Source organism: Magnetofaba australis IT-1 (assembly GCF_002109495.1).
In the GTDB taxonomy this organism is placed as follows: domain Bacteria; phylum Pseudomonadota; class Magnetococcia; order Magnetococcales; family Magnetococcaceae; genus Magnetofaba; species Magnetofaba australis.
Map to the genome: position 1 here is coordinate 76,618 of NZ_LVJN01000018.1, position 12,345 is coordinate 88,962.

8 protein-coding genes are annotated in these 12,345 nt (G+C 63.4%); 6 read left to right on the top strand and 2 right to left on the bottom strand.

Going from position 1 to position 12,345, the window contains the following annotated elements:
• Positions 1-147 precede the first annotated feature (147 nt).
• Positions 148-1,959: an ABC transporter ATP-binding protein gene (locus MAIT1_RS06570; RefSeq protein ID WP_085441500.1), complete on the bottom strand. Its 1,812-nt coding sequence runs from the start codon at positions 1,957-1,959 to the stop codon at positions 148-150.
• Positions 1,956-3,776: an ABC transporter ATP-binding protein gene (locus MAIT1_RS06575; RefSeq protein WP_085441501.1), complete on the bottom strand. Its 1,821-nt coding sequence runs from the start codon at positions 3,774-3,776 to the stop codon at positions 1,956-1,958. Before MAIT1_RS06575 ends, MAIT1_RS06570 begins: the two co-directional genes overlap by 4 nt.
• A gap of 128 nt (positions 3,777-3,904) precedes the next feature.
• On the opposite strand from MAIT1_RS06575, the gene MAIT1_RS06580 reads away from it, so the two are divergent.
• From MAIT1_RS06580 to MAIT1_RS06605, 6 genes are all read left to right on the top strand, one after another.
• Positions 3,905-4,897, top strand: a complete 993-nt coding sequence (locus MAIT1_RS06580; protein WP_085441502.1) for a lytic murein transglycosylase — start codon at positions 3,905-3,907, stop codon at positions 4,895-4,897.
• Between the two features lie 98 nt (positions 4,898-4,995).
• Entirely contained in the window at positions 4,996-5,955 is a 960-nt protein-coding gene (locus tag MAIT1_RS22440) for a septal ring lytic transglycosylase RlpA family protein (RefSeq protein ID WP_085441503.1), read from the top strand.
• Between the two features lie 82 nt (positions 5,956-6,037).
• Positions 6,038-7,171, top strand: coding sequence for a D-alanyl-D-alanine carboxypeptidase family protein (locus MAIT1_RS06590; protein ID WP_158089349.1), 1,134 nt, complete (start codon positions 6,038-6,040; stop codon positions 7,169-7,171).
• Positions 7,172-7,224: 53 nt separating this feature from the next.
• On the top strand, positions 7,225-7,686 hold the full coding sequence (gene bcp / locus MAIT1_RS06595) for a thioredoxin-dependent thiol peroxidase (protein ID WP_085441505.1): 462 nt from the start codon (positions 7,225-7,227) through the stop codon (positions 7,684-7,686).
• A gap of 93 nt (positions 7,687-7,779) precedes the next feature.
• The gene (locus MAIT1_RS06600) at positions 7,780-9,246 is read left to right on the top strand and encodes a hypothetical protein (protein ID WP_085441506.1); all 1,467 of its coding nucleotides are present in this window, start codon (positions 7,780-7,782) and stop codon (positions 9,244-9,246) included.
• 129 nt (positions 9,247-9,375) lie between these two features.
• Positions 9,376-12,153: a valine--tRNA ligase gene (locus MAIT1_RS06605; RefSeq protein WP_085442010.1), complete on the top strand. Its 2,778-nt coding sequence runs from the start codon at positions 9,376-9,378 to the stop codon at positions 12,151-12,153.
• Positions 12,154-12,345 lie beyond the last annotated feature (192 nt).

Consider the following 12,345-nt stretch of genomic DNA (forward strand, 5'->3'; position numbering starts at 1 on the left):
GTCGGCGGCGGGGTCTGGGGGCCGCGCCCCCAGCGGGGTTTGGGGCGGAGCCCCAAGGTGTGGTTGTTGATCTTGGGAGCTCGAGGGCGCAGCCCTCGATATCTTTCATCGCCAAAATCGGCAAGGTCCAACCGTGTATTTCAGCGTTTAATTTGCATCAACAGCTTGCCCCAGCAAAGACTGGAACTGCAAGCGGCAGAGCTGGGCGTAGAGCCCATCCTGAGCCATGAGTTCGGCGTGGGCGCCTTGCTCGACGATGCGCCCGCGCGATAGCGCCGCCACGGAGTCGGCGTCAAGAATGGTGGAGAGGCGGTGGGCGATAATGATGGCGGTGCGCTCTTTGAGCAGCTCCTCCACCGCATGCTGGATGAGCCGCTCGCTGATGGCGTCCACCGAGCTGGTGGCTTCGTCGAGGATGAGAATGCGCGGGTCGAACGCCAACACGCGGGTGATGCCCAACAGTTGGCGCTGACCGGAGGAGAGGTTGCCGCCGCGCTCGTCCAGATGGGTGTCGTAGCCATCGGGGAGTTGGCTGATGAACGCATGGGCGCCGGTGCGTTTGGCGCTGTCGATGATGCGTTCGCGGGAGATGGCTGGGTCGCGCAAACCGATGTTGTCGGCCAGAGCGCCGGAGAAGAGAAAGGTCTCCTGCTGCACCACGCCGATCTGCCGCCGCAGCGCCTCCAAGGGGTAGTCGCGCACGTCCACATCGTCGATGAGCACTCGCCCCTGTTGCGGGTCGTAGATGCGGTTGATCAGCTTGATCAGACTGCTCTTGCCTGCGCCGGTGGGGCCGACGATGGCCAGGGAGCTTCCGGCGGGGATCTCCAGGTCGATGCCCTGCAGAATCGGGACTTTGGGATCATAGCCGAAGTGGATACCCTCCAACCGCACGTGGCCGCGCATGCTCTGCGGAACGCTGGCTGGAGTGGCGGGCGATTCAATGGCGGGCTTGGCGTCGAGCAGGTCGAAAATGCGCTCCAGCGCGGTCATGGCGGCCTGCATGGTGGTGAATTTGGAGGCCAGGTCGCGAATGGGAAAGAAGATGCGCCGCACGTAGTCGATAAACGCCACCACCACGCCGATGGTGACGGCGTCGTCCACGGTCAGGTAGGCGGCGTAGAGGAAGATGGCGGCGATGGTGATGGTGGAGATGGTCTCCACAAAACTGAACTGGAACGCCTCCCAGAAATTGCTCACCAGCGCGGCCTCCTTATAGCCCTGGTTGAGCTTGTCGAAGTCCTTGCGGTTGTGGGGCTGGCGCTGGAACAGACGCACCACGTCGCCGCCCTCGATCTCCTCAGTGAATTGCCCGGCCATCTGCGCCTGCAGCAGACGTCCACGGCGCTGGTGTTTGCGGAGATTGCGCGCAGCGACGATGGTGCCGACGATCAACACCGGCGTGGCGATGAACAGGGCGATAGTGAGCTGCGGCGAGAGCATCAGCATGGCGATGCCAATGGCCGCCAGCAGCGCCAGATCGCCGATGAGGTGGATCACCCCGGCGCTGACCATCTGGCTCACCGCTTCGGTGTCGTTGGTGATGCGGTTGGTGAGCCGACCGCTGGCGCTCTTGTTGTAGAATCCGGCGTCCATCTGCGTGAGGTGGTCGAACAGCGCGCGGCGCAGATCGCGCACCACCCGTTGTCCCAGCAGCGCGTTGACCACCGAGATCAGATAGCCCGCCCCCGCCTGCAGCAGGATCAATCCCGCCAGCCCCGCCAGCAGCATGCTGAAGCCCTGCATCTGGCCCGCCGCCAAGTGGTCGTCCACGGCGATCTTGATCAGCAGCGGCTGCGCCACCTGGAACAGCGCGCCGAACGGCAGCAGCAGCAGCGCCAGGGCGATCCAGCGTTTGTGCGGCATGGCGTAGGCCAGGAATCGACCCATCAGACGCAGATCCAGCACCGCGCCATAGCGGGTCTCGTCGGTGACGCCAGCAACGGGTTTGGGACTCATCGCAACGCCTCCAACGCTTCCACCCGCTCCAGTTGCAGGTGCAGATCGCGATACAGCGCGCTGCGCGCCATCAGTTCGCTATGGGGGCCGGAGTCCACGATGCGGCCATGCTCCATCAGGTGAATCACGTCGGCGCGGTGCAGCGCCGCCACCCGCTGACACACCATGACGATGGTGCGCTGCCCCGCCTGTTCTTGCAGTTTGTTGAGGATCAACTCCTCGGTGTGGGCGTCGACGCTGGAGAAGACGTCATCCAGCAGCAGAATCGGCGCGTCCATGACCAGCGCCCGCGCCAGCGCCGCGCGCTGCCGCTGTCCGCCGGAGAGGGTGATGCCGCGCTCGCCCACCAGGGATTCGATGCCATCGGGGAATTGGCGGATTTCGTCGTCAAAGGCAGCCTCTTCAGCCACCCGCCACGCCAGCTCCTCACGCGCCCCGGGGGCGCCATAGAGCAGATTCTCGCGCACGCTTTTGGAGAACAGGAAGCTCTCCTGCGGGGTCATGGTGAGCAGTTTGCGCAGCCGCGCTTCGGGGATATCGAGCAGCGGGGAGCCGTCTATGGCGATGGCGTCGCGCGCGCTGGGCAGCAGCCGCGCCATGCATTTGAGTAGGGTGGATTTGCCCGAACCCACGCGCCCGGCCAAGCCCACAAAAGCCCCGGCGGGGATCTCCAAATTGATCTCGCGCAGAGCGTGGGGCGGATCGATGGGGGCGGCGTCACTCTGCGCGTCGGCGTCCTTGTTCGGCGCGCTGGGGTAGGCGAAATTCAGCGCCCGTACTGAAATCGCCGCTTGCTTGGGCAAGGGGGCGTCCTTATGCGACTGCGCGCTCTGGGGCGGCAGAATGGTGGGGTGGCTGTTCAGCACCAGACTGATGCGGTCGATGGCGGCCAAGCCCCGCTGCATCACGGTGAGAATCCAACCCAACCCCACCGTGGGCTGAATCAACAGCACCAGATAGCCGGTGAAGGCGACGAAATCACCGATGGTCAGGGTGCCCGCCGCCACTCGGTGGCCGCCGTAGGCGAGGATGATCCAGCCGCCCACGCCGCCGGAGAACATCACCATGGGCTGGAACAGCCCCTGCAAGCGCGCATGTTCCAGATGGCTCTGATAGAGAATTTCCGACTGCTCGGCGAATTGATTGCGCCAACTGGCCTCCTGGGCGTGGGCGCGCACCACCGCCGCTCCGGCCACGCTCTCCTGCACGAATGCCGAAAGATCGCCGAAGCGGTCGGCCACCGCGCGGCTTAGGCGATAAAGCTTCTGTGTCAGTTTGCGCGCCGAGAACAGCACCAGTGGAAACGGCGCCAGCGCCATCAGCGTCATCATGGGGTCCAGCGCGAGCATCAGCGGCAGGGTCACCGTATAAGCCATGGCGGCGTTGGAGACCTGCAGAAAGCCCGGGCCCATGAACATGCGCAGGGCGGTGATGTCATTGGTGCCGCGGGAGACCAGATCGCCCACCCGCTCCTTGGCGAAGAAGGGGGCGTCCAACTCTTGCAGTTTGGCGTGGTAGTCGTCGCGCACGGCGTATTCGACTTCGCGGCCAACGCCGAAGATGCGCAGCCGCGCGGCGATGCGCAGTCCGGCATGCAGCAGCGCCAGTCCCGCCATGCCGGCGGCATAGGGCAGCATGATCTGACCATCGGCGCCGGCTTCGAACGCCTCGGTGGCCAGTTTGAGCAGATAGGGCACTCCCGCCGCGGTGATGCTGGTGGCGGCCAGGAGCAGGAATCCGAACGCAAACGACCAGCGATGCTGCCGGTAATAGGGCAGCAAATGGCGAATACGATGGAGAAACGGTTGTGCGGCCATGGCGGATACGGCATGGTGTGGGGTGAGTCTGAAGAGCGCGGCGGATGGATCTGGCCGCCCTCGGAAACCCCCATGGTTGGCCCGAAAGGGCGTGACGTCAAGGCGTTGCAACGGAACAGGGATCGTTCATGTCGACACCACAGCGCGGTTGGCGCGGCGGAATCTGCGCAATTTTACTCGGACTGTTCAGCGTCATTTTGGTTCCTCAGGCGCGCGCCGACGTGGTCGACGACAACCCGTGGCTCAAACCGTGGATCGGCAAACACGGCATCACCCGCGCGTGGTTGAATCAGACCCTCAGCGGACTCAAACCCTACCCCAAAGCCGCCCGTCTGATGGACCGGCAGGCCGAAGCCAAGCCCTACTGGGAATACCGCAATCTCTTTATCAACGACGCCGTGGTCCGCAAAGGCCGCGCGCGCTTGCGCGAGCATCGCGCGCTGCTGAATAAAATTCAGGGCAAGTATGGCGTCCCGGCGGAAGTGGTGGTGGCGCTGTGGGGCATCGAAAGCCGTTTTGGCGGCAATACCGGTCGCCATCCGGTGCTACGCGTGCTGTTCTCCCTGTCGCAAACCTACGAACGTCGCCAGACATTCTTTCGCAAACAACTCCATGAGTTCCTCATCCTGTGCCATGAAGAGGGGTGGAATCCCCGTGAGCCCATGGGCTCCTACGCCGGGGCCATGTCCCAGGCGCAGATGATTCCCGGCACCCTGCGGCGCTACGCGGTGGACTTCGACGGCGACGGTCATCGGGATGTGTTCCACTCCACCCCCGACGTGCTGGCCAGTATCGCCAATTACTTGAGCAGCCATGGCTGGAAGCGCGGCGGACTCTATACGTTGCCGCTGAAAGCCGACCGCAAGCTGGACGCTCTGGTGGTGAGCGCGCCGAAGAAACTGACTGCCTGGAGCCACTGGCGCGGGCGCGGGGCGCAACTGGCCGAAGCGGGGGTGTCTCTGCCCGATTCGACGCCCAGCGCATTGATCAAACTGGCGGAGCGCGGCGCGCCCCGTTATCATGTCGTCTTTAACAATTTCACCACGGTGATGGCGTGGAACCGATCGCGCCGTTTCGCCATGGTCGCGCATGAGCTGGCCAGCCGCATCGGCGCCCAGTAGGCGCAATCAGGTCAAGAGTCGCCATATAACAATAACCGGCGGCCAAAACAGCAGAGCGCATAACGCTCTGCAATTTGCCAGGGAAAAGGGAGCGACGCATGATCTTCCGCGCCGCGCGTATTGTGGTGGGGATCGGGCTGCTGGGCGCCGTGTTGGCCGGTTGCAGTCTCGTGCCCAAAGAGCCGCGCTATCCGCCGGATAAAACCCGGCCCTATGAGATCAATGGGGTGACCTATCGCCCCATCAAGGACGCCGAAGGCTATGTCAATGTGGGCGTGGCCTCCTGGTATGGGCCCAATTTCGATGGCAAGCCCACCGCCATTGGCGAGCGCTTTGACATGCATCAGGTCAGCGCCGCGCATAAAACCCTGCCGCTGCCGGTATGGGTGCGGGTCACCAATCTGGAGAATGGTCGCCAGTTGATCGTGCGGGTCAACGATCGCGGTCCGTTTGTGAAGGATCGTGAAATCGACCTCTCCTATGCGGCGGCCAAGCTGCTGGGGTATGCGGTCAAGGGCACCGCCAAAGTGCGGGTGGAGGCGCTGCCCAAGGACGCCGACATCGAAGCGCTCAAACGTGAGGCGCAGAGCCATGTGGGCGCTGCGCGGCAGGTGCGGCGACCCACGGCGCAGGCGTCGCTGGCTCCGCGTCCGGCCACGGCGGCCACCCGTCCGCAGACCCAGGTGATCGTGCGGCGTCCAGCCACCGCCAAAGAGCGCGCCATGGCCGCGCAACAGGCGCAACCGCTAAAGCGCGCACAGAGTGCGCAGCGGGTCGCGCGGGTGGCGCCGACGCCGCAACCGGCCTCGGCGGATCTGGCCAACGCGTCGGGCGCTTTTGTCCAGGTGGGCGCATTCCTGGCGCGCAGTAACGCCGAACGGTTGGCGCGCAAGCTGGTGGATGTTGGGCGCGCCCATGTGTTGGCGCGCGATCAAAACGGCAAACGTCTCTATGTGGTCCGCATGGGCCCCTTCGCCACTGTCGCCAAAGCCGACGACATGGTACAAACGCTGGTCAAGAAGGGTTTTCCCGAAGGGCGCGTGCTCTTCAACGAGTGAGTCGTCTGGCAGGCCGCGTTGCGGCCTCGGCGGCTGATTGCGAACACCCGATTCCAAACAAGTGTGAGTCATGATCTCTTTTATGAGCAATCCCCTGCGTCTGGCGCTGAGCGCCCTGACAATTTCCCTGCTGCTGGCGCAAAGCGCCCTGGCGCAACCCTTCACCGTGCGCGCCAAGTCGGCGATTCTCGGCGACGTGGACTCCGGCGCGATTCTGTTCGAGCAGAACGCCGACGAGGTCGCCGCGCCCGCCTCCCTGACCAAGGTGATGACCCTCTATATTCTCTACGAGGCCATCACCAATGGCGATTTGACCCTCGACTCCACCATGATGGTGAGCAAGAAAGCCTGGAAGATGAAGGGCTCCAAGACCTTCGTGAAAGTGGGCGATCGGGTGCGGGTGGAGGATCTGATTCGCGGCATCGCGGTGCAGAGCGGCAATGACGCCAGCATCGTGGTGGCCGAGCACATCGCCGGTTCCGAGGCCGGTTTCGCCGACCTGATGAACGCCAAGGCGATGCAGCTGGGCATGAGCCAGAGCCACTTCGCCAACGCCTCGGGCTTCCCGGCGCCCAACCACTACACCACCGCACGGGATATGCTCAAACTCTCCAGCGCGTTCGTGGCCAACTTCCCGGATCTGGAGCGCTACTCCCAGCTCAAGGAGTTCACCTACGCGGGCATCACCCAGCGCAACCGCAACAAACTGCTGTGGCGCGATCCCACCATCACCGGTTTGAAGACCGGCCACACCGACAGCGCCGGTTACTGCCTCATCGCCACCAACGAAAAAGACGGTCAGCGGCTGGCGTCGGTGATCATGGGCGCCGAGAGCAGCCGCGTGCGCGAGGAGGAGGCGTTGCGTCTGTTGCAGTACGGCAACCGCACCTTCGAAACCCTGCGTCTGTTCGAAGCCGGGCAGCCGGTGCGCAGTCTGCGGGTGTGGAAAGGCGCCGAGCAGACTGTTAACGGCGTTATCCGCGATTCGGTGGTGGTGACCATTCCGCGCAAGCAGCGCGGTTCGCTGGAGGTGGGCTTGCGTTACGACGATCCCATCGTCGCGCCGGTGCCGCAGTACGCCCAGTTGGGCAGTCTGGTGGTGAAGCTGGGCAGCGAGTCGGTGGTGGAGCGTCCGGTGGTGGCCGCCACGGCGGTGGAGGAGGGCGGACTGGTGACGCAACTGCTCGATGCGGTGCGTTTGCAGTTGGGCTGGTGAAAACGCCCATTGATTTCGCTATCATGAGTGGATCATCCTGACAGGAGAGCACGATGTTGGACGTGGGAGACGCATTGCCGCAGATGAGCTTGCCCGATCAAGACGGCAAGGAGTGGGCGTTGACAGATCTGCTGGGAGAGAAGGGGGCGGTGTTCTACTTCTACCCCAAGGACAACACCCCCGGTTGCACCACCGAGTCCATGGATTTTCAAGCGCTGCTGCCGGAGTTCGAAAAGCGTGGCTATAGCGTGGTGGGGATCTCCAAGGATTCGTCCAAATCCCACACCAATTTCCGCGTCAAGAAGGGGTTGACCTTCACCCTGCTGGCCGACGTGGAGACCGATATGTGTCAGGCCTTCGGCGTGTGGCAGGAGAAGAAGAACTACGGTAAGACCTATATGGGCATCGTGCGCACCACCTTCGTGGTGGACGCCGCGGGGAAAGTGGCTAAGGTCTATCCCAAGGTGAAGGTGAAAGAGCACGCGCAGGCGGTGTTGGCGGATCTGGACGCGTAAGCTTGAGAAGTTGGCGGTTTGGGGGGCGCGACGTAGCGTGCGATGCGCGTGCGTGGCGACTGGTTTCTGATTCTGGCGTGAAAGGGGATTCTGGTGGCCGAAGAGCATACCCCCACCATGGAGGAGATTCTCGCTTCGTTGGAGGAGATTCTCGACGAGGCGGAAGAGGACGAAGAGCTTGAGCCCTATCGCGCGGCGGCTTCTGAAGGCGCTGCGGAGGAGGGGGATGTTGAACCGCCTGTGACGCCTGCTGAAGAGGCGCCCGCTGCGGTAGATGCAGTGGTGGACCTGTCGGGTATGGAGTCGGCGCAGGAAGCGGCTGCTGCGGAAGCCGAGGAAGAGCCCGAGCCTGAAGCGGAAGCCGAGGAAGAGTCTGAGCCGGAAGCGGAAGCCGAGGAAGAGTCTGAGCCGGAAGCGGAAGCCGAGGAAGAGTCTGAGCCTGAAGCGGAAGCCGAGGAAGAGTCTGAGCCGGAAGCGGAAGCCGAGGAAGAGTCTGAGCCGGAAGCGGAAGAGTCCGAGCCTGAAGCGGAAGCCGAGGAAGAGTCTGAGCCGGAAGCGGAAGCCGAGGAAGAGTCTGAGCCGGAAGCGGAAGCCGAGGAAGAGTCTGAGCCGGAAGCGGAAGCGGAAGAGTCCGAGCTTGAAGCGGAAGCCGAGGAAGAGTCTGAGCCGGAAGCGGAAGCCGAGGAAGAGTCTGAGCCGGAAGCGGAAGCTGAGGAAGAGTCTGAGCCGGAAGCGGAAGCCGAGGAAGAGTCTGAGCCGGAAGCGGAAGCCGAGGAAGAGTCTGAGCCTGAAGCGGAAGCCGAGGAAGAGTCCGAGCCGGAAGCTGAGGAAGAGTCTGAGCCGGAAGCGGAAGAGTCTGAGCCTGAAGCGGAAGAGTCCGAGCCTGAAGCGGAAGAGTCCGAGCCTGAAGCGGAAGAGTCCGAGCCTGAAGCGGAAGAGTCCGAGCCTGAAGCGGAAGAGTCCGAGCCTGAAGCGGAAGAGTCTGAGCCTGAAGCGGAAGAGTCCGAGCCGGAAGCGGAAGAGTCCGAGCCTGAAGCGGAAGAGTCCGAGCCGGAAGCGGAAGAGTCCGAGCCGGAAGCGGAAGAGTCCGAGCCGGAAGCGGAAGAGTCCGAGCCGGAAGCGGAAGAGTCCGAGCCGGAAGCGGAAGAGTCCGAGCCGGAAGCGGAAGAGTCCGAGCCGGAAGCGGAAGCTGAGGAAGAGTCCGAGCCTGAAGCGGAAGCCGAAGAGTCCGAGCCTGAAGCGGAAGCCGAAGAGTCCGAGCCGGAAGCGGAAGCTGAGGAAGAGTCCGAGCCGGAAGCGGAAGCTGAGGAAGAGTCCGAGCCGGAAGCGGAAGAGTCCGAGCCGGAAGCGGAAGCCGAGGAAGAGTCCGAGCCGGAAGCGGAAGCTGGGGAAGAAGCCGAAGAGGCCTCTGAATCAGCGGCGGATTTGACCGACGAACAGCAGGCGCAGATCCTCGAAATGGCCCGTGACGTGGCCACAGAGATGATCCGCGAACAGCTGCCGGAGCTGTTGGAGCGCATCGTACGCGAGGAGCTGGATAAGATCCTCAACGCGCCCTGAACGCAAGCACTGTATCGTTTCACAGCAAAGGGCGCCCCAAGGGAGCGCCCTTTGCCTTTGCGCCCGCCGCCATGATGGCGGTGATTGACGCCACCACGAAATCGAGTACGCGCCATGTCTGAACCGACTCTGCCGAAAACCTACGACGCCGCCAACGTCGAGCGCCGCTGGTACGAAACCTGGGAGAACGCCGGCTATTTCGCCGCCAGCGATCAGGCCACCTCGCATCCGTACTGCATCATGATTCCGCCGCCCAATGTGACCGGCAGTCTGCACATGGGCCATGCGTTCCAGGACACCATCATGGACGCCCTGATCCGCTACCACCGCATGCTGGGGCGCAAAACCCTGTGGCAGACCGGCACCGACCACGCGGGCATCGCCACCCAGATGGTGGTGGAGCGCCAACTGGAGGCGCAGGGCAAAACCCGCCACGACCTCGGGCGCGAGGATTTCATCAAAAAGGTGTGGGAGTGGAAAGAGAGCTCCGGCGGCACAATCGTGCGGCAGCTGCGCCGTCTGGGCGCCTCGTGCGACTGGAGCCGTGAACGCTTCACCATGGACGAGGGACTCTCCCACGCCGTCACCGAGGTGTTTGTTCAGTTGTATGAAGAGGGGCTGATCTATCGCGGCAAGCGTCTGGTTAACTGGGACCCCGTGCTGCACACCGCCGTCTCCGATCTGGAGGTGATCTCCGAGGAGGAGAACGGCCATATGTGGCATATGCGCTATCCCTTCGCCGACGGCTCCGGCCATCTGGTGGTGGCCACCACCCGTCCCGAGACCATGCTGGGCGACTCGGCGGTGGCGGTGCACCCCGAAGATGAACGCTATAAGGATCTGGTCGGCAAGGAGATCGCGCTGCCGCTCACCGACCGCAAAATCCCCATCATCGCCGACGACTATGTCGACCCCGAATTCGGTTCCGGCTGTGTGAAGATCACCCCGGCCCACGACTTCAACGACTACGAAATGGGCCTGCGTCACGGTCTGCCCATGCACAACATCTTCACCGTGGACGCCAGCCTCAACGACACCGTGCCCGAGCCGTTCCGGGGCATGGATCGCTATGAGGCGCGCAAGCGCATCGTCGCAGATCTGGACGCCATGGGGCTGCTGGAGAAGATCCAGGACCACAAACTCATGGTCCCCCGCGGCGACCGCACAAAAGCGGTGGTGGAGCCCTATCTGACCGACCAGTGGTTCGTCAAAACCGCGCCGTTGGCCGAAGAGGCGATCAAGTGCGTGGAGGATGGCCGCATCAAGTTCGTGCCTGAGAACTGGGCCAAAACCTACTTCGAGTGGATGCGCAATATTCAGGATTGGTGCATCTCGCGGCAGATCTGGTGGGGCCACCAAGCCCCGGCGTGGTACGGTCCCGACGGCGCGCTGTTCGTGGCCCGCAGCGAAGAGGAGGCCTACGAACAGGCGGCGGAAAAATATGGCAAGCCGGTGCAGCTCACCCGCGACCCCGACGTGCTGGACACCTGGTTCTCCTCGGCGCTGTGGACCTTCTCCACTCTGGGCTGGCCGGAGAAGACCCCGGAGCTGGCGGAGTTCCACCCCACCAACGTGCTGGTGACCGGGTTTGACATCATCTTCTTCTGGGTCGCCCGCATGATCATGATGGGGCTCAAATTCACCGGCGAAGTCCCGTTCCACACGGTCTACATCACCGGTCTGGTGCGGGATGAAAACGGCGAGAAGATGTCCAAGTCCAAGGGCAATATTTTGGATCCCCTGGATCTGATCGACGGCATCGACCTGGAGTCGCTGGTGACCAAACGCACCCGCGACATGATGCAGCCGCAACTGGCCGCCAAGATCGAAAAGCAGACCCGCGACAAGTTCCCCGATGGCATCCCCGCCTTTGGCACGGATGCGCTGCGCTTCACCATGGCCAGCCTCGCCACTCAAGGGCGGGACATCAAGTTCGACCTGGGGCGCATCGAGGGGTATCGCAACTTCTGCAACAAGCTGTGGAACGCCACCCGCTTTGTGCTGATGAACGCCGAAGGCAAGGATTGCGGCCTGGAGACCACCGATCTGCCTCTCTCGCCCACCGATCAATGGATTCACTCGCAGTTCCAGCGCGCCGCCAAAGAGACCGCCGAGGCCATCGACGCCTACCGCTTCAGCGACGCCGCCAACACGGTGTATCAGTTCCTGTGGGGCACGTACTGCGACTGGTATCTGGAGATGTGCAAAATTCCGCTCTATGATGAGAGCATCTCCGAAGCGCACAAGGCCGCCGCGCGCCACACCATGGTGGGGGTGCTGGAGGCGGCGCTGCGTCTGCTGCATCCGCTGATGCCCTACATCACCGAGGAGCTGTGGCAGAAGGTGGCGCCCCTGGCGGGCAAGCACGGCCCCAGCATCATGCTCGCCCCCTGGCCCGAGGCCGACATGGGCAGCGTCGATGCTGCGGTGGAAGCCGAAGTGGGTTGGATGCAGGGGTTGATCACCGCCGTGCGCAACATTCGCGGCGAAATGGATGTGCCCCCCTCCAAGCCGGTCTCTCTGCTGGTGAGCGGTTCCGAGCAGGCTCTTGCGCGCATCCGCAAGCATGAGGCGCTGCTCAAGGCGTTGGCCAAGGTGGGCGAGTGGGAGGTGCTGCAAGGCGAGGCCCCGGATGGCTGTGCGGCGGGGGTGGTGGACGAGTTGCGTCTGTTCATCCCCCTCAAGGGTCTGATCGACTTGGACGCCGAAGCGGGGCGTCTGGAGAAGGCGCTGGGCAAGCTGGAGGGCGATCTGGCTAAAGTGCGCAAGAAGCTGGGCAATGCGAGCTTCCTGGACAAGGCCAAGCCCGAAGTGGTGGAAAAGGAGCGCGCCAAGGAGGCGGAGTTGGCGCAGAAGGCCGAAGGCGTCTCCGAGGCGTTGGCGCGCATCAATGCGGCCAGAAGCTAGGTGATAAGCAACGCTATCTTAATGTGTGCGCAGCCGTGTGATCCCGTACAATTAGAAAGGTGGAAAATCCCGACATTTATGGCGGGATTTTCCGGGGGCTGGGGGCCGCGCCCCCAGCGGGTGTGGGCGGAGCCCACGGTTTGGTTGTTGGGAGCTCGAGGGCAAAGCCCTCGATATCTTTCATTATCCAAC